The sequence below is a fragment of the Nostoc piscinale CENA21 genome (genome assembly GCF_001298445.1).
GTDB lineage: Bacteria > Cyanobacteriota > Cyanobacteriia > Cyanobacteriales > Nostocaceae > Nostoc_B > Nostoc_B piscinale_A.
The window spans coordinates 1885110-1906892 of the sequence record NZ_CP012036.1; the positions used below are offsets into that span (position 1 = coordinate 1885110).

16 protein-coding genes, 1 tRNA gene and 1 pseudogene are annotated in these 21783 nt (G+C 41.9%); 10 read left to right on the plus strand and 8 right to left on the minus strand.

Going from position 1 to position 21783, the window contains the following annotated elements:
* Window positions 1-281 precede the first annotated feature (281 nt).
* The gene (locus ACX27_RS08255; protein ID WP_235526553.1) at window positions 282-725 is read right to left on the minus strand and encodes a hypothetical protein; all 444 of its coding nucleotides are present in this window, start codon (window positions 723-725) and stop codon (window positions 282-284) included.
* Window positions 726-866: 141 nt separating this feature from the next.
* Here ACX27_RS08255 and petN point away from each other — a divergent pair, with 141 nt between their 5' ends.
* The 3 genes from petN to ACX27_RS08260 all read left to right on the plus strand — a co-directional run bounded on the left by petN (window position 867) and on the right by ACX27_RS08260 (window position 5037).
* Window positions 867-956 carry a cytochrome b6-f complex subunit PetN gene (gene petN / locus ACX27_RS30750; protein ID WP_083468698.1) on the plus strand — a complete coding sequence of 30 codons (90 nt, stop codon included), beginning with the start codon at window positions 867-869 and terminating at the stop codon, window positions 954-956.
* 7 nt (window positions 957-963) lie between these two features.
* On the plus strand, window positions 964-1125 hold the full coding sequence (locus tag ACX27_RS32805; protein WP_190590647.1) for a hypothetical protein: 162 nt from the start codon (window positions 964-966) through the stop codon (window positions 1123-1125).
* 807 nt (window positions 1126-1932) lie between these two features.
* A complete protein-coding gene (locus ACX27_RS08260) occupies window positions 1933-5037 on the plus strand; it encodes a GAF domain-containing sensor histidine kinase (RefSeq protein ID WP_062290786.1) in 3105 nt (1034 codons plus the stop codon).
* A 138-nt stretch (window positions 5038-5175) separates the two neighbouring features.
* Here ACX27_RS08260 and ACX27_RS08265 read toward each other — a convergent pair whose 3' ends face one another.
* The 5 genes from ACX27_RS08265 to ilvN form a co-directional block, all read right to left on the minus strand.
* Window positions 5176-6279 carry a hypothetical protein gene (locus ACX27_RS08265; RefSeq protein ID WP_062290787.1) on the minus strand — a complete coding sequence of 368 codons (1104 nt, stop codon included), beginning with the start codon at window positions 6277-6279 and terminating at the stop codon, window positions 5176-5178.
* Window positions 6280-6511: 232 nt separating this feature from the next.
* Window positions 6512-6586: transfer RNA gene (locus ACX27_RS08270), tRNA-Gln, on the minus strand.
* Window positions 6587-6708: 122 nt separating this feature from the next.
* Complete coding sequence (locus ACX27_RS08275; RefSeq protein WP_062290790.1) at window positions 6709-8112, minus strand: hypothetical protein; 1404 nt, start codon at window positions 8110-8112, stop codon at window positions 6709-6711.
* Between the two features lie 70 nt (window positions 8113-8182).
* Window positions 8183-8575 carry a hypothetical protein gene (locus ACX27_RS08280; protein ID WP_062290791.1) on the minus strand — a complete coding sequence of 131 codons (393 nt, stop codon included), beginning with the start codon at window positions 8573-8575 and terminating at the stop codon, window positions 8183-8185.
* An 822-nt stretch (window positions 8576-9397) separates the two neighbouring features.
* The gene (gene ilvN, locus ACX27_RS08285; protein WP_062290794.1) at window positions 9398-9916 is read right to left on the minus strand and encodes an acetolactate synthase small subunit; all 519 of its coding nucleotides are present in this window, start codon (window positions 9914-9916) and stop codon (window positions 9398-9400) included.
* 267 nt (window positions 9917-10183) lie between these two features.
* Here ilvN and ACX27_RS08290 point away from each other — a divergent pair, with 267 nt between their 5' ends.
* The gene (locus ACX27_RS08290; RefSeq protein WP_062290796.1) at window positions 10184-10546 is read left to right on the plus strand and encodes a BON domain-containing protein; all 363 of its coding nucleotides are present in this window, start codon (window positions 10184-10186) and stop codon (window positions 10544-10546) included.
* 20 nt (window positions 10547-10566) lie between these two features.
* Here ACX27_RS08290 and ACX27_RS08295 read toward each other — a convergent pair whose 3' ends face one another.
* Complete coding sequence (locus ACX27_RS08295; RefSeq protein ID WP_062290799.1) at window positions 10567-11487, minus strand: alpha/beta fold hydrolase; 921 nt, start codon at window positions 11485-11487, stop codon at window positions 10567-10569.
* A gap of 437 nt (window positions 11488-11924) precedes the next feature.
* Between ACX27_RS08295 and infC the strand changes: the two are divergent.
* The 4 genes and pseudogenes from infC to ACX27_RS08310 all read left to right on the plus strand — a co-directional run bounded on the left by infC (window position 11925) and on the right by ACX27_RS08310 (window position 18470).
* Window positions 11925-12459: pseudogene (gene infC, locus ACX27_RS08300) on the plus strand (translation initiation factor IF-3).
* 340 nt (window positions 12460-12799) lie between these two features.
* Entirely contained in the window at window positions 12800-15823 is a 3024-nt protein-coding gene (locus ACX27_RS08305) for a hypothetical protein (RefSeq protein WP_062290807.1), read from the plus strand.
* A 45-nt stretch (window positions 15824-15868) separates the two neighbouring features.
* Window positions 15869-16444 (plus strand): peptidase U32 family protein, encoded by a 576-nt coding sequence (locus ACX27_RS35655; RefSeq protein WP_418006799.1) that lies wholly within the window; start codon window positions 15869-15871, stop codon window positions 16442-16444.
* A complete protein-coding gene (locus ACX27_RS08310) occupies window positions 16434-18470 on the plus strand; it encodes a U32 family peptidase (RefSeq protein WP_418006800.1) in 2037 nt (678 codons plus the stop codon). Before ACX27_RS35655 ends, ACX27_RS08310 begins: the two co-directional genes overlap by 11 nt.
* Window positions 18471-18514: 44 nt before the next feature.
* On the opposite strand, the gene ACX27_RS08315 is transcribed toward ACX27_RS08310, so the two are convergent.
* Entirely contained in the window at window positions 18515-18901 is a 387-nt protein-coding gene (locus ACX27_RS08315) for a GNAT family N-acetyltransferase (protein ID WP_062290809.1), read from the minus strand.
* Between the two features lie 214 nt (window positions 18902-19115).
* Between ACX27_RS08315 and argZ the strand changes: the two genes are divergently transcribed.
* Together argZ and ACX27_RS08325 are read left to right on the plus strand one after the other, a co-directional pair.
* The gene (argZ, locus tag ACX27_RS08320) at window positions 19116-21227 is read left to right on the plus strand and encodes a bifunctional arginine dihydrolase/ornithine cyclodeaminase (protein WP_062290812.1); all 2112 of its coding nucleotides are present in this window, start codon (window positions 19116-19118) and stop codon (window positions 21225-21227) included.
* A 35-nt stretch (window positions 21228-21262) separates the two neighbouring features.
* Window positions 21263-21775: a DUF2085 domain-containing protein gene (locus ACX27_RS08325; protein WP_062290815.1), complete on the plus strand. Its 513-nt coding sequence runs from the start codon at window positions 21263-21265 to the stop codon at window positions 21773-21775.
* The last annotated feature ends 8 nt before the right edge of the window (window positions 21776-21783 follow it).

Genomic DNA, 21783 nt, shown 5'->3' on the forward strand with positions numbered 1-21783 from the left:
TTTTATGTAAAATGTTGGAAAAATATCTGTCAGCCAGAATTGAAAATCACAATTATTTGTATAGAACAATATAGTAATTATCTCGAAAAAATATAACTAGTTAATAACCGTGTATTCTATTTTTTACTGGCAATGAATAAAAAAAAGTTATTTTTTAGCTGTTGTAATAAATAAGTTAAGTGAAAAAATTTATAAACTTACGAGATTCTTCCTGGTAAACGCTGAGGTAGCGCGTATGGACAAAATTTGGCTTATCCCAAGTTGTTCACAGTTGGATATGCTTATATCGATGGGAAAGGTTTAACCCAACCTGATTGAAGAGCTTTATCCAAAACGATCGCAGCTACAATAAACCACAGCACACTTTCACCAGCTAACACAACACCCGCCAAACTCCAGTCAAGTTCTAGCTGTGCTAACCCCCGCACTAAAGCAAAAGCCATCACCCCACCAGCGTTGAGTTGCGGATTTTGGTCTTGGCGAATGATATAACGGTAAGTGACACCAAACAGTAAACCAGAGAAAGTGGCGATCGCCCAACTGATCAACAACTGCCAATCCCACTTCACTTGTAAACTAATCAGTATCTCAAAATATCTTGCCAACACCAGAGTATTAAGTAAACTTGTTATCAAGCAGATAACACCCAGCGATAAACCGCCAATTATCCCTGCTTTGAGAGACTCCAAGCGTTCAGCCATCAGTAGTGGATCGGAAATTTTCATGGTCGAAATGGGGAGTAGTGAGTGGAGAATGGGGAGTAGGAACAATCTGATTCAGACTTCACACTTCAGACTTCCTCGTATCCAGTTCCAGGTATGATAAATATTAGAGACCTTTTGTAATGATTTGCAAAATTTAAAACTATGGGAATTTTGACATTGGGATGGGTATCATTGTTAGTTGTGTTCACTTGGTCGATCGCAATGGTAGTTTGGGGACGCAACGGACTGTAGGAGAATCGTGGAAAGTCCATTTCTGAGTATTCTGGCATTACTGGCGTTAGTACTGTTAATCGCAGTTACTGGTGGCGTTGGTTACTTAACCTTGGCGGATTGGCGCGATCGCCGTCTTCGGGAAGTCGAAAAACGAGAACAGCGCCGCGCATCGCCCAAAAAGCGATAATGCGATCGCAGTTGAATTATTTTCTTACAGGAATGCGATATTAGCGATCGCATTCCTGTCTTGTTTGTATTTATTTCAAAGACAATAGCGATCGCAAACAAAATTTTTTGTACTATTTTGATATCAATCAAAACTGCTGAATTAGCAACAAAATCGACTAATATAAATCTTAATTTTTATGCTTAACTTACTCTCATTACTTGTTCATCACATTACTTATTAATCAATTTGTTAAATTTACATAAAATCTTTCAGAATTTGTTTTGATTGTTTAAATTATTTGTATAGTCTAGGATGAGGAACTTGTAAAGATTACTTTTTGGGATACAAATTTATTTTTTTATAAAAAATCAGAGTTCTATAAGATGTTGTTTTAAAAGTGATAGGCTGTGATTAAAATAACATTTTTACCCCCCTTAGTCCCCCGTTGAAAAGGGAGGAAACAAGAAAATCTAAGTTCCCTCCCCTTGTAAAGGGGAGGGTTAGGGTGGGGTAAAAAATATTTGATACATCAGTCATGACTTTTAAAACATCCTCTAATAAATTCAACTTAGAGATGATTTATTAAGTAACCCTTAAATTTTCGTGTGTGTTGTAGCAATGGGTAACGCACCAAAAAATCCTGAGCAATATAAGATTGGATAATCAAATCTAAAATGATCAATTTTATTCTTACTGAGTAACTTTTAATTCACGTAAATCATCATAAATTAATTTATCTATAAATCAAATCTTTGAATGTTATCTTTTTGAGAAATTAGGGAACTCTACAATAGAAGACTTTCAATATTTAAAGTCCTACCAGGAATGGAAAACTCTTACACCATAAAATCAGATTCAAAACAAACAGAATATCCATCAGAAAACCCATTCTTCTCAGTTCAGAGTGAGAAGCAAAAGGCCTTATCTGGAGTCATTGCCCGGATTCGAGAAACTTTAGACATAGATACCATATTTAAAATTACAGTTACAGAAGTCCGACAATTACTCAAAACTGATCGCGTGGGTGTGTTTCGTTTTTATCCTGAATTGGGATGGGAAGGGGAATTCATCTATGAAGATGTCGGTTCCGAATGGGTTTCAGCACTATCGGCTAAACTACGCGATCATTGCTTTGCTGCGGAATTTGCCGGACTATATCAAGAAGGACGAATTCATGCAATAGCAGATATATATCAAGCTAGTGTCAGTGATTGCCATGTCGAAATTTTAGAGCGATTCCAAGTCCGAGCTAACGTCGCAGCCTCCTTGATGAAAGGAAAAGAATTATGGGGGTTGTTATGTATTCATCAATGTAGTAACCCTCGCCAATGGGAAGAATCAGAAATTGAGTTTGTGCAACTGATCGCAGCACATTTAGGAGTTGCTTTACAGCAAGCTGATTATCTCGAACAAGTAAAAATCCAATCAACACAACTAGCACAAGCACAAGCCAGGGCAAAAGCAGCCGAATGGCAAAAAACCATTGCCATCACTGTGGAAAAAATTCGCCAATCTCTAGATTTAGACAGCATTTTCCGCACCAGTACCGTGGAAATCAGACAACTGTTAAATGCGGATCGCGTCGCGATTTATCGCTTTAATCCTGATTGGAGTGGTGAATTTATCTTTGAATCAGTAGCAGAAGGTTGGATTTCGCTGATTGATGAACAGTCAAATCAACCACAATTAAAAGAAAATGTCAGCGAGTGTAGCGTCAAAGATTTAGCTGAAACCCCCATCATGGATACGTATTTACAAGATACAGAAGGGGGGATGTTTGCCAGAAGTGAAGTATATCGTATTTGTTGTGATATTTATGATTATGGTTTTACTGACTGTTACATCAAACTATTAGAAAGCTATCAAGCCAGAGCTTATGTGATTATTGCCATTTACCACGGTCAAAAGCTATGGGGTTTATTGGCAGTGTATCAAAACTCCGGTCGCCGCGATTGGCAAGAAGATGAAGTTTATTTACTTACCCAAGTTAGTACTCAACTAGGTGTAGCTTTACAACAAGCAGAATTTTTACAACAAATGCAGCTGCAAGCAGCAGAACTGAGTAAAGCTGCTGAACGTCAAAGGGCGCTGGCAAATACCGTTGAAAAAATTCGCCAATCCCTAGATATTGACGCGATTTTTAAAACCACTACCCAAGAAGTGAGAAGATTTTTGGATGTGGAAAGAGTCGCAATTTATCGCTTCTATCCTGACTGGAGTGGTGAATTTGTCGCTGATTCCATTGTGGATGGTTGGACACCAATTGTTAAACCCCAGCCAGTGACAGAACGTGTCTTATTAAAAGAAACCCAAGCTGGTAAATATCCCCGTCACGAAGTGTTTGTGCCAATATCCCAAGGCGAAAAGTTATGGGGATTGTTGGTAGCTTATCAAAACTCCCAGCCTCGTTATTGGCAAGATGAAGAAATCAACTTACTCGCGCAGGTTGGTATACAGTTAGGAGTCGCATTACAGCAAGCAGAAGCTTTAAAACAAGTGCAGTTGCAAGCTGAACAACTAGCAAAAGCCGCTGAACGCGAACGCAAAGCCGCAGAAAGAGAAAAAGCCTTAGCTGCTACAGTTGAGAAAATCCGCCAATCTCTGGACTTAAATACAATTTTTGTCACCAGTACCAAAGAAGTGCAGCGGTTGTTAGAAGTAGATCAGGTGACAATTTATCGTTTTCGTCCTGATTGGAGTGGCGAATTTGTGGCTGAGTCAGCAGCCCCAGGCTGGGCTTCAGTCCGCAAACTTTTGAGTGTCATTGCCAATGACTACTTACAAGCAACCCAAGGCGGAGATTTTGCTAAGGGACACACTCTGGTAGTCAGAGATATTTATAACAATCAAGAGGCGCATAAATATATATCTTTGAGCCAATTGATGGAAGCGCGATCATATATGATTGTGCCGATTTTCCAAGGTGATAAACTTTGGGGATTACTAGCGGCTTATCACAACACCGCAGCCCGCAATTGGAAAGAAGATGAAATCGATTTATTAGTGCAGATTGGTAATCAATTAGGTGTCGGACTCCAGCAAGCAGAATTATTAGAACAAACTCAAACGCAAAAAGAAGAACTCCGGCAAACTCTCGAAGAATTACAGCAAACTCAAAGCCAATTAATTCAAAGTGAAAAAATGGCTGGCTTAGGGCAATTAGTTGCAGGCATAGCCCACGAAATTAATAACCCAATTAGTTTTATTTTTGGCAATATTACTTATTTACATGACTATACTGAAGATTTACTCACCTTGCTAAGGATGTATCAGAAACATTATCCCAGAGCTAAAGCTGAAATTCGAGAATTTGCCGAAAAAATAGATGTAGATTTTATTACTAATGATTTGCCGAAAATGCTTCATTCTATGACAATGGGAGCGGATAGAATTTCGCAATTAGTTTTATCTTTACGCACCTTTGCTCGATTGGATGAAGCAGAAAAAAAACCTGTGGATTTACATGAAGGAATTGAAAGTACTTTGTTGATTCTGCAACATCGACTGCAAGCAAATGATCATTCTTCAGGAATTGAAGTTATTAAGGAATATAGTGAATTACCAAGTGTAGTTTGCTACGCGGCGCAGATGAATCAGGTATTTATGAATATTCTCAATAATGCTATTGATGCGTTAGAAGATGCGGTAAAGAATGGCAAAATCATAGACCCGCCGAAAGTTTGGATTCGGACAAAAGTTACAGAAGAAAATACTATTCAAATAAAAATTGCCGACAATGGTTGTGGTATTCCCCATAATCTGCGATCGCGCATTTTTGAACCGTTCTTTACCACTAAACAACCAGGCCAAGGTACAGGTTTAGGTTTATCCATCAGCTACCAAATTGTTGTAGATAAACATGGTGGGAACATCAAGTGTGTTTCTTCATCAGGAAAGGGTTGTGAAATGTTAATCGAAATTCCTTTGTAAGTATGTTGGTAAAAATTAGGCTAAATAGTTATGGTCGTCATTTGTCCTTGGTCATTGGTAATTAATTTATAATTGAAAAATACAATAGATGTGGGAACCCAACAAATTTTTAATCATGTTGGGTTTCATACTGTCAAATCAACATTGAGTTTTGAGCTTACCACTCAAGGTATTGAGATTGATTTGGCTAGGCCAGCCTAGAGGAAGATTACTGGAATTGTATCCGCGATCGCGTAAATCTTGGATATAGCGATTACGAATATAGGTAGTATCAAAGTTACCCAAACCATTAAAATACACATCTGTTAAGTGAGCCGGATCTAAAGCCATCTCACCTCTGTAAACTGCACCATCATTGGAATCATCCCAACCCCAAGGTGTATTGGCAGAATTGTTGCTACAAGTTGGTAAACCAGCACCACAGCCACCGCTAGAATCTCCTCTGAAGGTTCCCCAGTTGGCATAAGTTATCCCTGTAGAACTAGAGGCTTGGTTTAATTGATTTTGCCACAAACCACCAGAGGCAAAGACATCAATTAAGGAATACAATACACTGCGATCATTACCCGATGCGGGTACTTCCGCAGTAGTTGTAGAAGGATAGTAGATAATGCCATCTGCACTGCTGTTTCCATCAAAATTGCCGGCGTAAGGCCAAGCTTTTAAGCCATGTCCCTTAGCTTCCTGAGTCGTCAACGGATGCAGAGAACCGTTATAACTACTCAGAGTCAGGGTTCCATCAATACTTTCGGAACCATTGGTCAAAGGACTAGTACTTGGCGTAAAGGAATAAAAGTCGGTATGGAAGACAGTAACAACACCTTCGAGTTTGCCATAAGTAGAACCATCCTTACGCACGATCGCCAGTAAACCTTCTAGATCATTTTCGTGTTCTTGGTCGAAGGGAGTATCAGTCCAATCTTGGGGATGAAAAAAAGAATAGGTGATAAATCTGTGAGTACAAGTCTCAGCCACAGAATAGTAAGCATAAGCATTTAAGGGATAAGCCGTCAGATTATCCCAATTATTTGTTCCTCGCCAATCTCCGTCATAGTTAAACCGTGTAATATAGTCACTGCTATATTTGGTACTATCCGTATCTTGATAGTGAATTGGCGCGTGATAAGCCGCTAAATCTAAATCTGTGGGAGTTTGGGCAATTCCTTTCAACTCTGTTAAAGTACCAAGGGCAATTGCTACCGTCATCCCAAGCGCCATCAGCAAAACTTTTTTCCAAATCATCTGTTCTCACCCTGGATGATCAATTAAACTCAGGATGACAGCAGATATTTAAGAACTGATTTGAATCAAGTTAAAAATATCTAAAAATACAGGAGAATGGCGAGCAGTTGATGGTAAAACTATGAAAGCTAAAGTTGCTGAAAACCATCACATCAACAAAAAATCTTCGACTGAATAAAATCAGCCAGCAATTTTAAACATAAAAAAAAGGTAGAAAAACCTACCTTTCTAATGGCTGGGGCGCTAGGATTCGAACCTAGGGATGGCGGGACCAAAACCCGCTGCCTTACCACTTGGCGACGCCCCATCGCTTCACCTCTGTTAATATAGCAGTCCGAGGTGGGTGAGTGTCAAGTGTTTTGCTAGGAAATTTTGGAAAAACGTTGGAAATGCTATTGAATAGCAATGGTTCTAGCAAACTGTTTGCAGTTACTTCACCCGGTCTTCTAGAGGAAAACTGTACCAGCTATACCAGTGACGGACTGCTAACCACACTGCTGAGAGTAAAGCTGCTCCACTTAAGGTTAAACCACTAAATGGAACTAACAAGCCAAACACAGGTAACACCGCCCCAGCAATCGAACAAATGATCACAGCAATAGCAGCGATGCGGTTTGAACCTAATCCCCAACTCAATGTGAGGAAAATCAGGGAAATCATTGTCCAGGCTAGTTCAGGATTCATGAAGCGAGCCAGATAGGTCAAGGTTAAAATACAGGCAAAGAATATCCCAGATGCGATCGCTACATTTTTCAAGCTCATGGGTACTGACAAATACAACAGCAATATCCACCAAAGAAATATTGCTGGTGCTAATAATAATAACCTGGGTAGAATCCCCGTATTACGGATAGGTGCAGTGTTGGTAAAAACTCCAAAGGGATTTTTCACCGAAACATTGTCATTGAATATCCAACTATACTTAGTACTGCGGCCATCAGCTTTAATTTCGTTTGGTACAATCCCACTCGCAAATTCCACAGGCGCAAAATTAGCCGTTGCTGTCAGGCGGAAATTGGTCAGCATTTGTCCTGTAGCATTGTAAACCCAGCGTGGCCCGCTTTGAGCTTGATAGGTGACGCGAAAGTTCGCAGTCTCTCCTGGCGACAAACGAAAGGGAAATCCATAATCTCCAGGGTTAGGCGGTTCCAGTCGAGTCCCAGAACGTTCCACTTTGTAGTTAGCCAGCAGTGAATAGCCGTCGGGTGGTGGTGCTTCAAAGAAAAAACTTTGATTATCTTTAAGTCGATTGACGACTTTGTAATCTGCACTGTAATCTATGCGATAAACGGCACTACGACCTTGCACATCGGTGTTCTGCTCAAGTTTGACCTGAATCTGCGACCCTGCTAAGGCCAGAAACCGCGTAACTTCCCTTGTGTCATTGACCTTGACTATTTTGCCGTTGACTTGGTTGTTATAGGTGAATGGCTCTTGAATCACATAGCGGACTTGCGGTGCGGCTTGCTCTAATTTATCGCCGTCGACTGTTTGGACAACTTGCACCACCTTTGCTTGTTCCCAGTGATGATAGCGATTACCTAAAGTCGAACAAAGAAAAAATCCGACTACCAATAGAACTAATACCAAGGTTAGGTGCTGTAAACCCCGTAAAATTTGGGAGTAATGCACAACCCACTGATCAAGAAAAATTACATTTTCTTGCTGATGGCGACGCAAGGCAAAACTCATTAGTGCGATCGCCACACCCAAAGCTATGACTAAAAAAACTAATAAAATTGAGGCTTTGAGCAGTTGGTTGCCAAACTGGAGTAGTTCTATTGGATGAGTCAGATCAGGTAATCCAGGAATACCCTGATTAGAAGATGACATTGATATTTTTATTACAGAATTTGAAACCTCAGACTGATGAAATCTCGGAAAAGTTTCATTTTATAGATGCTTACTGATTACCTTCTTTACTGGCAGTTTGACAAACAATCTCCATCGAATTAGCTTCGGGAGTTCCAGGTTGGGGTGTAATTTCTTGCTGAGTGGGTTTCTCACTAATTAACTGGCCGTCTGCACTGTAGTTAGCAGCCGTTTCAGAAAACAAGCGCCCCTCAGCACAAGACGCACGAAAAGTAGTTTTAGTTAAGCCATTACCTTGTTTTTGTAAAATCGTATATTCACTTCCTTGCACCGATCCTGCATCTAAAATAATCGGATTACCATCATTATCAGAGCCTACTTGTATATGAAACGCTAACTGGGTCTCAGTAGTTTGAGCAATAGCTGTATTACCTACTAACAAAGTCATTGCTACTACAACGCCACCAAAGCTCTTTAAAAACATAGGCTGTAAATTTGTTGAACTATATATTCTTTTTTATTCATATTTTCTTGATTTTTGGTGCGGTAAAATCACTGGAAAATTTGCTGATATAAATCTATTTGTATGCAAAATCGCGCTGTTTCTATCTGCTAAATTTTCTTTTCTGATACATCTAAAATCCGGCAAAATTAAGTCTTTTTACGCAATATTTCACATAATAAAAAAACCGTAGGGGAACTGCTACGGTTTTCTATGTATATTACTGAACTCTAACCCTATTTGAAAAGCTGATATCTTACAACTTCAGCTCTTTACCTAATCTCTAATCTCTTGGGAAACAGTTTAACTGCTTTGGATTCATTCGTCATCACAGTCTTTACAGACGGAGTTTAGTGAAAATTTCATCAATGGCTACCGTAAATTTGTATTGATTGTGTGAACTTTATGTGTTTGTATTAAGACTAATTTAAGTATTAATACTAGCTTTTATTAATTCAAGTATACTAGCTTAAGTATTTTTTTTTATAAAAAAGTTATCTTAAACACAAGGCTATTTGCGAAAAAAATTCCGTGAGCAACTATCAAAAAAAGATTCATAGTCCAGATACTTCAGTAGAAAACACACTGAATAATATTGTGGCAGAGATGAAGAGGACAAGGAGCAGGGAGCGGGGAGAAAGGGGGAGAATATTTCCCCAATTCTCTCTGCCCCCTGCACCCCTGCCTCTTTTGACCTAAACTATGAAAAAACCCCGTCAAATTGCGGGGGTAATAGCTGCGATAATTTTTGGGGTAGTTTAATTATTTAAGCTACCTAGCACACAGCAATGCGATCGCAGAAAATTAGACCTTGGCTTCCAAAGACTTGAGTAACTCAGTATTCACACCAGATTCACGAGTCAGGGAGATTTTACCAGTCCGGGCTATTTCCTTGAGACCAAATTTTTGTAGCACTTGGACAATTGCTACCATTTTTCCAGGGTCTCCCACCACTTCTAAAGTGAGGGAATCTTCTGCGACATCTACAACTCGCGCTCGGAAAATCTGAGCCAGTTCAATGACTTCAGAACGGTTAGTACTAGTAGCATTCACCTTCAAAAGCATCAACTCTCGCTCTACACAAGGAATTTCCGTAATATCCTGAACTTTGAGGACGTTGACCAGCTTATATAGTTGCTTGGTGATTTGCTCGATTATGCGATCGTCACCAGCGACAACCATTGTAATACGGGAGACTCCTCCCTGTTCAGCTTGGCCAACAGCAAGGCTTTCTATGTTATAGCCACGGCGGGCAAACAAACTAGAAATGCGGGAAAGAACACCCGCTTCGTCTTCTACCAGAACAGAAAGGGTATGTTTCATCTTTGCCAACACAGGCTCAGGTAGCATTATGACTAACGCAAACACTAGCTAATGACTACCCTACACGTACTGTTAAACTAAATGTTTTGATAAGTGTGATTTTCTATTTTAAACTTATACCTACACTCTCTACACAGAAGTTTTCAGCAAATCATCCCCAAAGTGGAAAGCCTAATCAAGACAAATCTTTTCCTTGACAGATGAAGATGATTAGTCAAAACCTTTATCTTCATAATGTTATGGAATATTCATTGGAGATTAGCATTTATGGGTTGGTTAAAAAGATTATTTGGTTTAGAAAAACCACAAAATGCCCAAGTAAACCCTGCTCCCCAAGCAGTACCGCAAGCTGCGACTGCTGCACCTACAGCGACTCAATCTATCCCACCAGAAAGAATCGGATTGAATGGAGAATATGACCAAAGTGGTTTAGCCAAGCGTGTAGCATTAGCTTTTGATCAAGATCAGCAGCTTGATGATGTAGATACCTTATGGGTCGCTCAGACTGGTGGTACTGTAGTTCTCAAAGGCAAAGTTCCCAGTCAAGATATTCTCAACAAAATGGTTTCTGTAGCCCGTTCTGTGAATGGAGCAACAAATGTGGACACTACCCAAGTCCAAATAGGCTAACTAAATATGCTGCCTTAATTTTATGGCTGGCGATCGCCAAAACAACGGCTCATCCAATCTAAAATGACTTGGTTAACTTGTTCGGGACACTCATCATGGGGACAATGCCCGACATTCTCTAGGTTGAGTAGTTCCAGTTTTTCGTTGTATTGAGCAAATTGACTAGCCAATATAGGCGGTACAAATCGGTCTTTTTGTCCCCAAATTAACAGCATTGGAATTGTTAATGTTGGCAATACAGCTTTGACACTAGGACTAAAATTAACACCGATCGCCGCTTTAAATAAGGCACTAAAAGCCCGCGCCGAACCTCTATCTTGGGGAGGCCCTGCCAAAATTTCTATCAGTTCATCGGTAATAGCTTCGGGATTTGCATAAGCCAAACTCGCCCAGCGCCGCAAGACGCTGGGTTGACGCACGAATTTAAATACTGGCTGTAATATCAATGGGGAAGCCACAAAATTTTTGATGGTTTTGACAATTGGTCGCAAAATCAGGGGTATGGCTTCTTCTTCTAATGATGGGTCAGGTAAACTCATCATCACAATTCCCTGCACCATATCAGGATGCGCCGCCGCCGCCGCCAAAGAAATTAATGAACCATTAGAATTACCTATCAATACAGCAGGTTGTCTGATAAATGCTTTCCAAAACTCATACACCTGCTCAACCCAGAGTTCGATGCTGTAATTGGCTGGGGCTTTTTCGGAAGCGCCAAAACCCAGCATATCTAAAGCATAAACCGTATGATATTCACCCAAAATTTCTAAATTATGCCGCCAATGCCCAATAGAAGCACCAAATCCATGTAGCAAAATCAAAGGCGTGGAATTAAGGTCTGTGTCACTAGGGCGGATATAGGTATAACGCGTTTGCCAACCTCGCCAAACCCAATCTCGTTGATTACCAACTCGTTGCTGCCAGTGTATCGCTGTCGTCAAGTTTACCTCCAGAGAAATTAGTGAGTGGGGATTGGGGAGTAGGGAGTGGCTTATGAGTATAGGTTTTTAACCAGATAATAGTCCCATCAATCCCTACACAATTTACACCCCTATCCCCTTACACGCTTAAACCCCCAATTCCCGACTCCCTACTCCCTAACTCTAACAAATGTATATTTATACCAATTTGTCAATAATCTAGAAAATAATTGTTAAAATAGATAACACTGTTCTTGATTGTGTAATTTAAGTTAACTATTGCAGAGAAATTCTCTTCATTATGAGTAGAATGACAAATACAGCCATTAGTAACTAGGCTATAGATTAGTTACTATCAAGACTCGTTGTTAAGTCCTCAGTTATTTAAGTATTGTGCTTCTGAGGCATACCAAGCAAAACCAAACTATATTCTAAAAAGAGAGCTTCCAAAAATCATAATGCCTGTGATTGAGAAAAAAAAGAACTCGCGATCTGCCCCAAATCAACGAAAGAATCCGCTTCCCTAAAATTAGAGTCATTGATACTGATGGCTCCCAATTAGGAATTATCACTCCTCAGGAAGCACTGCAATTAGCTGAAGAAAAAGAGCTAGATTTAGTGCTGCTGAGTGATAAGGCTGACCCGCCAGTTTGCCGAATTATGGACTACGGGAAATACAAGTTTGAACAAGAGAAAAAGGCGCGGGAAGCCCGGAAGAAGCAGCACACGGCCGATGTCAAGGAAGTAAAGATGCGCTACAAAATTGAGGAACACGACTATAACGTGCGTGTGAAACAAGCAGAGCGTTTCTTGAAGGACGGTGATAAAGTTAAAGCGACTGTCATGTTTCGGGGTCGAGAAATTCAACACAGTGACTTAGCAGAAGATTTACTCAAGCGCATGGCGACAGACCTAGAACCCTTTGGTGAAGTGCAACAAGCACCGAAAAAAGAGGGTAGAAATATGATGATGCTGATTTCGCCCAAAAAGTAACCTTTAACTTTGCGAAACACAACGGACAATTCACTGCTAAAAATAGCATAAAGACCTAAAGGTCACAGAAGTTTATCAAAAATTGATAGTCCTGAGAGCTGAGTGGGAAACATAATACTCAGTTGCTCAGGACTCTTGCTTTTTTAGAGCCAAGGTGGATGAGGAGAGAGGGTATAAACGTGGGGAAGGGAGACAAGGAAGATAAGAGGGATAAAAATTATATTTTTGTTGTCTCTCAAATCTTACTGATCTCGATGGTTTTCCAGGTCTCCCTCATTTCCCTTGTCTCCCTCTATCTCTGAGCAGTCTTTTGCAGGGTGATATCAGAAAGCTAAACTGCATGGAACTGAAAAATTACTCGTTGGTTGTCAATAAAGGTGTTGTTTCACGACTGCTACAGTGGGTAAATCTGCGGCCAGAGGAAGGCGAACGGACTTTGATCATGTTTGCCTTTTACACAACTGTATCTATTGGGTTGCGATGGGCTGAGGATAGTACGGTAGCACTGTTTTTAGATCAATATGGTGCGGGGCCGTTACCTTGGATGTACATTGCTAGTGCAGCGATGGGTGCAGGGTTAGTTTTTGTTTATTCTTGGTTACAAAAGATTTTTCCGTTGCGCTGGGTAGTAGTGGCGATCGCACCTTGTATGGTTGTGCCACTAATGTTCTTGGTATTATTACGTGAAGGATTGCATGTTTCTTACCTAGCAGTAATTTTGGTATTCATCCTGCGACTGTGGGTCGATGCACTTTATGTAGTCAATGACCTCAACACCTCTATTGTTGCTAACCAAATTTTCAACATCCGCGAAATTAAACGTACTTACCCGCTAGTTAGCAGTGGCTTATTAGTAGCAGATGTTATGAGTGGCTTTAGTTTGCCGTGGATTTTGCAATTCGTCAAACTAGAGAAAGTGATCTTGATTGCTTGTGCATTGATTGTTTTAGGATCAGCTATCTTAGCTTATTTAAGTAACCAATATCGTGCTGCCTTTCCAGATGCACCCCAACGTCAAGTACCCCATGAACAAGCTTCTCGATATCGGCGGATTCAAGCGCCCCTACGCCGTTACACATGGCAGTTATTTGCGTTTGTGGGGCTGTTACAAGTTATTGGATTGTTAGTCGATTTTCAATATCTCCGCGAACTGAAATCTAATTTAGGCGATCGCGATCTAGCGAGTTTTTTAGGTCTATTTGGCGGAATTGTCGGTTTGTGTGAGTTGGGAACTCAATGGTTTGTTTCCAGCCGCCTGATTGAAAGAATTGGTGTATTTTTCACCGCCGCACTTTTACCGATTAGTGTTGGCTTTGTTGTCCCAGCTGCGATCGCTTTATTAAATTTATTCCCGGCTTTGCATTCCTATGGCATTTTTTGGGGATTGGTGGGGTTAAAATTTTGCGATGAATTGCTGCGCTACACCTTTGTTGTTAGTAGTGGGCCAGTGTTATACCAACCCATCCCCGAACGGCTACGCAGCCACATGCAAGCATTATCTGGGGGAACAGCCGAAGCAATTGCGACAGGAGGGGCGGGATTACTGATTTTGGCGACTTTGTTTGTATGTAATCGATTTGTTCCCCCTGGATTACAAGAATGGGTATTTGTCGGCGAAACTGTATTGGCGGCTGCTACTTGTTTAAGGGTGGTTTGGGTACTGCGATCGCGTTATGTTGATTTATTAGTTTTAAGTGCCGAACGGGGCGAACTCAGTGCTTCTAATGTCGGTTTACGTGTCTTTAAACAAGGAGTAGTCAAAGCTTTAGGCGAAAAAGGTAGTACCACAGATAAACATTCTTGTATTGAACTTCTAGCACAAATTGATCCGCATGGAGCCGCCGAAGTTTTAGCCCCACTGCTGTTAAAGTTACCGCCGGAATTGCAGCGCCAAAGTTTAGAAGTGATGTTTATTGGTGGGGCGAATCCGGCTTATGCTGGGGATGTGCGGTTGTTAATTGACCAACCCCCAGAAAAAATTGATCCAGAAGTGCTGGCTTTGGCTTTGCGTTATGTGTGGCTGGCGGAAGAAAATCCTAACTTGAGTCAATTAGAAGAATATTTGCAGGCACGACACCATTCTTTAATTCGCGCCACCGCCGCCGCTTTAATTTTGCGTCAAGGAACACCAATCCAAAAGGTAGCAGCCACCAAAACGCTGCAAAGAATGTTGACCCATAAACAAGAAAGAGAACGCATTAATGGAGTCAAAGCTCTCAGAGAAACAATATACCTCCAAGCTTTGCGGATTCATATCCCGAATTTGTTGCAGGATGAATCTTTGCGGGTGCGCTGTGCTGTATTGGAAATGATTGCAGCCACTCGCTTAGAAGATTACTATTCTGCCTTAATTGCCGCACTCTACTATAAATCAACTCGCATCACGGCGATGCGTGCCTTAGCCAAACTGGAAAATGATGCTTTGGATATGCTGTTACAGTTGGCTACGGATACTTATAAGCCAGAAATAGTACGAATGTATGCGTGGCGAACCATTGCCCAAATTCCTACCTTACAAGCAACAGAAGCCCTATGGTTACATTTAGAAAAATCTTGGGGTGCTACTAGATATCAAATTTTGCGTAGTTTACTCAAAGTACAGAAACAACCAGAAACTAACAGTCGAGTAGACCGCTTTTATCAAACGCGAGTTGAAACTTTAATTGACCAAGAATTAAAGTTTTTAGGAGAAATTTACGCCGCGTATTTGGACTTACAAAAACCACAAACTCTCGATAATTATGCCACATCCCAAAGAGCCGCCATTGTTTGTGATTTATTACAAAAAGCGTTATTAGAACTAGAAATTGATGGACGAGAACGGTTACTGTTGCTGTTAAAATTGCTTTATTCAGCAGAAAAAATGCAAGCAGCCGCTTTTAATTTAAGGTCTAATTCTGGGGTGAACATTGCACGGGGTTTAGAAATTTTAGAGCATACAGTGACACTGCCAGTCAAATCTTTATTGTTGAATATTTTAGATAAGCGATCGCACCAAGAAAAACTGCATTATTTAGTAGAAGCCGAATTGGTCGAATATGAACCAATGCAAGTCAGTGAAAGATTGCGGAGAATGCTGAGTTTAGATAATTTCTTGTCTGATTGGTGTTTAGCCTGCTGTTTTCATCTGGCGCAAATTAGCCGTATCCGCTTAACTAGTCAGGAAATTTTACTAGCTTTACGTCATCCTACAGGCTTTGTAAGAGAAGCTGCGATCGCATATTTAAATGCAGTTTCCCATCGCGTGCTTTTAGAACTCCTGCCAAAATTACAACAAGATACACATCCATTAGTAGCCACTCAAGTCAAAGAATTAATGAAAAAATACTCGACTCGTCGTCCTTCGGCTACCATCCCCCATTAACTTAGATAGAATCACTATGGTGATATTTAAATCTATCTCAGTCTGATGAAAAGCGATCGCACACACAACCCACAAATTTCTGTTCAACGTCCTGAACTACTTGCGCCAGCAGGTAACTGGGAATGTGCTAAAGCTGCTGTTGAAAACGGGGCTGATGCGATTTATTTTGGTTTGGATAGATTTAACGCCAGAATGCGGGCGCAAAATTTTACTGAAGCTGATTTACCGCAATTGATGAAGTTTTTACACCTGCGGGGTGTAAAAGGCTATGTTACTGTAAATACCCTGATCTTTCCGCAAGAACTAGCCGAAGCACAGCAATATCTCCGCACCATTATTGCGGCTGGTGTAGATGCAGTAATTGTGCAAGATGTTGGTATTTGTCGTCTCATTCGTCACCTCTCACCAAATTTTCCTATCCATGCTTCCACTCAAATGACTATCACCAGTGCGGCTGGTGTGGATTTTGCCAAATCTCTCGGCTGTCAGTTGGTGGTTTTGGCGCGGGAATGTTCTATTAAAGAAATTCAAAAAATTCAGCAAGCCACCACTTTACCATTAGAAGTTTTTTGTTCACGGTGCTTTGTGTGTCGCCTATTCTGGTCAGTGTTTGACGAGTGAAGCTTTGGGTGGACGTTCGGCAAACCGGGGTGAATGCGCTCAAGCTTGTCGGATGCCATACAATTTAATCGTTGATGGTGAAATTGTTGATTTACAAGAACGCAAATATTTACTCAGTCCCCAAGATTTGGCGGGGTTAGAAGTATTACCAGATTTGGTCAAGGCTGGGGTAACTAGTCTCAAGATTGAAGGGCGGTTGAAAGCGCCGGAGTATGTGGCGAATGTCACCCGCGTTTATCGAGAAGCATTAGATAGGGTAATGGCGGAGTTGGAAAGACCTAACCCCCTAACCCCCTTCCCTCGTAGGGAAGGGGGAATTAAAACTCCCCTCTCCGCTTCGGAGAGGGGTTGGGGGAGAGGTCAAGAACAATACAACTTAGAAATGGCGTTTTCCCGTGGACTATACACTGGTTGGTTTAACGGAATTAATAATCAAGAATTAGTTCATGCGCGGTTTGGGAAGAAGCGCGGGGTTTATTTGGGTGAAGTTACTCGCATTCGTAACGAACAGGTGACGATTAAGTTAGAAGCACCAGTCAAACCAGGAGACGGAATTGTATTTGACTGCGGTCATCCAGAGGCGAAGGAAGAAGGCGGTCGGGTTTACACGGTGACACCTAAAGGTCAGGAAGTTGTACTCACTTTTGGCAAAGATAGCCTGAATTTCCGGCGGGTGCATGTGGGTGATCAGGTGTGGAAAACCAGTGACCCAGAACTGGATAAACAACTGCGTCAGAGTTTTGCTGGCGATAACCCCCAATTTCAGCGTCCGATATCGTTGGAAATTTATGGCGAAGTTGGGGAATTGTTGATAGCGATCGCCCGCGATGAACTTGGTAACATCGTACAAGTAGAATCTGCGATCGCACTAGCCCAGGCGCACACTAAACCTTTAGATACCGACCGTTTGCGAGAACAATTCGGTCGTCTGGGGAATACTCCCTTTTGTTTAGGAACTTTAACTAATCATTTACAGGGTTCTGTAATGGTTCCCGTCAGTGAGTTAAACCGGATGCGTCGAGAAATTGTCGCCCAGTTAGAAGAGTTACGCAGTCAACCCAAACGCTGGAAATTACGCTCTGATGTTTCCTTAAAAGATTTACTTCCATCTGTTTCTCCTCCATCTTCCACATCTCCTTCACTCATAGTTCTAGTCCGCAACCTCAAGCAACTCCAAGCAGCCTTGAATACTGGTGTGGAAACTCTCTACTGTGAATTTGAAGACCCCCGCACCTACCGCCAAGCCGTACAACTAGTACATCAACACAGAACTTCCCCACTCCCCACTCCCCACTCCCCACTCCCTCAGATATGGGTTGCACCTCCCCGCATTACCAAACCTGGAGAAAACTGGATTTTACAACAAGTACGGGCGGCAAATGCCGACGGTTATCTGGTGCGGAATTATGATCAGTTACAATTCTTTGGTGCAGAGAAATGCGTTGGTGATTTTTCTCTCAATGTTGCCAACCCTTTAACCGCAGATTATTATCAGCAGCATTTTGGTTTAGAACGACTAACTGCATCCTACGATTTAAATATTAATCAATTAGAAGACTTACTCAGCAGTTGTCCACCGCAATGGTTTGAGGTGACAATTCACCAGCGCATACCAATGTTTCACATGGAACATTGTGTTTTTTGTGCCTTTCTTTCTGAAGGTACTGATTATACCAACTGTGGCAGACCTTGTGAGCAACATGAAGTGAAATTACGCGATCGCGTTGGTAGTGAACACGTCCTCCAAGCCGATGCCGGTTGTCGTAACACTGTATTTAATGGTACAGCCCAAACCGGAGCAGAGTACGTACAGCGTCTACTAGAACTGGGTTTATGCCACTTCCGCATTGAGTTTGTCAATGAAACACCAGAACAAGTGACAAAAACTATACAACGTTACCGTCAGCTACTCCAAGGCGAAATTTCCGGTTCCCAACTTTGGCGAGAGTTGCAATTACAAAATCAGTTGGGTGTCACTCGCGGCCCCTTGGGGTTATCTACAGTCGGCGGTGGGAGGAAGTTGTAGTAGGAGGCAGAAGGCAGGAGTTCAAAGTCACACTAGTGATGGCTTTAGAGTTTTTTTGCTAAAAAATATCGCTGATGACCGGGGGGAAAATCTTCTAGAACACCAAAGATTTGATAACCGAGACGTTGGTAGAATCCCAAGGCTTGAAAACTAAAGGTATCTAGGTATGCGTGTCCACAACCGCGTTGTTTACCTAAGTTCTCAGCCTCTAGCATCATTTTGCTACCATATCCTTGACCGCGCAGTGTTTCGGATACCCAAAGATGCGAAATATACAGCCATTCCCAATTTGTTTTACCAACTAATCCAGCCACAATAGTACTGTCAGCATCTCGCACCCAAATAGCCAAAGGCTCATGTACATCTGGCTGTGTCTGACTGTTGTTATATTCCACCAGATGGTTGATGACAGTACGAATATTTTTTTGCATCGGGTTGATGATCGATTGTAATTTTTAGATCACTCATCTGAATCATTCGTACTAAATGGCGCTAGAATAACACGGAATCGCACTGCCGTAACTTTTGTCTTTCCGTGTAAAGCCTTTGTAAATCCTTCAACTATCTCAAGGTAGAGGTTTTGTAGCGGATTTGACACTATACCCAAATTAGGTTTGTAGCATCTATAACGCTAGTAAGATTTTTATGAATTCCCGGATTCGCTTTTTAATGTGTCCTCCTGACCACTATGATGTAGATTATGTGATTAATCCTTGGATGGAAGGGAATATTCACAAATCCTCACGCGATCGCGCTGTTGAACAGTGGCAGGGTTTATATCAAATTCTCAAAGAACATGCCATTGTAGATTTAGTTACACCGCAAAAAGGCTGGCCTGATTTAGTTTTTACAGCTAATGCTGGTTTAGTTCTGGGGGAAAACGTCGTTCTCAGCCGCTTCTTACACAAAGAACGCCAGGGAGAAGAACCATATTTCAAACAATGGTTTGAAGAAAATGGTTATACAGTATATGAACTACCAAAAGATTTACCATTTGAAGGCGCGGGTGATGCACTTCTAGATAGAGAAGGACGCTGGTTATGGGCGGGATATGGTTTCCGTTCTGAATTAGATTCGCACCCATATCTGGCTAAGTGGCTGGATATTGAAGTGTTATCTCTGCGTTTAATTGATGAAAGGTTCTATCACTTAGATACTTGCTTTTGTCCGTTAGCGAACGGCTATTTACTGTATTATCCCGGCGCGTTTGATTCTTACTCCAACCGCTTAATTGAAATGCGCGTCGCCGCAGAAAAGCGCATAGCCCTTGCTGAAGCCGATGCTGTCAACTTCGCTTGCAATGCGGTGAATGTTGAGAGTATCGTGATTATGAACAAAGCCAGCGATGCTTTAAAATCTCGGTTGGCTGAAGTTGGTTTTCAAGTTCTAGAAACACCCCTCACCGAATTTCTCAAAGCTGGTGGTGCAGCTAAATGTCTCACTTTACGGGTAACAGAACCAGTCCGCGACGAAGTTCATGCCAATGTTTCTGTCGAAAGTCGGATTATTCGTTTAGAAGGACATTTGTTAGATTCTGGTTTAATTAACCGCGCCCTAGATTTAATTGTAGATACAGGTGGAAGTTTCCAAGTATTGAATTTCAATTTGGGAGAACAGCGCCAAAGTACATCGGCGGCTGAGGTGAAGGTATCTGCACCATCTCACGAGGTGATGGAAGAAATCATCTCGTTGTTAATTGATTTGGGTGCGGTAGACTTGCCCCAAGATGAACGGGATGCCAAACTGGAACCTGTGACTTTGGCTGGTGTCGCCCCTGATGATTTCTACGTCAGCACAATTTATCCCACAGAGGTGCGGATTAATGGGCAATGGGTGAAGGTAGAAAATCAACGGATGGACGGTGCGATCGCCATTACTCAAACAGCCAATGGTATCCTAGCAAGATGTAAAATTCTGCGGGATTTGGAAGTTGGGGAACAAGTAGTTGTTGATGTACTTGGTATCCGCACCATCCGCAAAACCGAATCACGGGAACAACGCAACGCCCAAGAATTCAGCTTTATGTCGGCGGGTGTTTCCAGCGAACGCCGCGTTGAGTTAGTGGTGGAACAAGTCGCTTGGGAATTACGTAAAATCCGTGATGCTGGTGGTAAAGTAGTTGTCACGGCTGGGCCTGTGGTGATTCACACTGGCGGCGGTGAACATCTTTCCCGCTTGATTCGAGAAGGTTATGTACAAGCTTTACTGGGCGGAAATGCGATCGCAGTCCACGACATCGAGCAGAATATCATGGGGACATCTCTCGGTGTAGACATGAAGCGGGGTGTCGCAGTCCGGGGTGGACATCGCCATCACCTGAAGGTAATTAATAGCGTTCGTCGTCATGGCAGCATTGCCAAGGCTGTAGAGGCGGGGGCAATTAATAGCGGCGTGATGTATGAATGCGTCCGCAATAACGTACCGTTTGTCTTGGCTGGTTCCATTCGGGATGACGGGCCTTTGCCTGATACCCAAATGGATTTGATTAAAGCGCAGGAAGAGTATGCCAAACATCTTGAAGGTGCAGAGATGATTTTAATGTTGTCATCGATGTTGCACTCCATTGGCGTGGGGAATATGACCCCATCTGGTGTAAAAATGGTTTGTGTGGATATTAACCCGGCTGTGGTGACTAAATTGAGCGATCGCGGTTCGATTGAATCAGTTGGTGTAGTTACAGATGTGGGATTATTCCTCAGTTTGTTGATTCAGCAGCTTGATAAGTTGACAAGTCCTTATCGTGCGGTGGTAGGTTAAAAGAATAGTTTCTCGCAAAGACGCAAAGAAAGGAAATGGCAAGAGTAGCTTTCACAAGAGAGTTGCAAGTTAACTGGGTCAGTTTTATTGCTGATTTTCTCTTGGCGGGGATGGTTTTTGGCCCGCCAGTCGCTCCTTTCTTAGCTGCGTCTGGAGTATGGTTACTTGGGGGTATTGCGAACATCATCTATTTCATGGGAAATCATGTATGTCCGCAACCAGAAATGGGCTTAGATTTAGCACCCCCATTTATCATGGCTGTGTGTATGCGCTGTTATGGTACGGTTACAGGTTTGTTAGTTACCCGCCTGCTGTATGCGGTGACTGGCGGTAAAGGCTTTTATTGGTTAAGTCAATATGGTTGGAATGGTGCTGCGTTCGCCAGTGTGTTGATGATGGCTTATCCGTTAGAATTAGCAGCACAAGTTTTTGGCTTATGGGATTTTAATAATTATCTGGTTACGCCTTTTGGGTTAATTACTGGCTTGGCTTGGGGGTTGTTTACAATGCCAATTTTGCATGGTGGGCAGCGTGATAAGGTTTGTTGAATTAAATA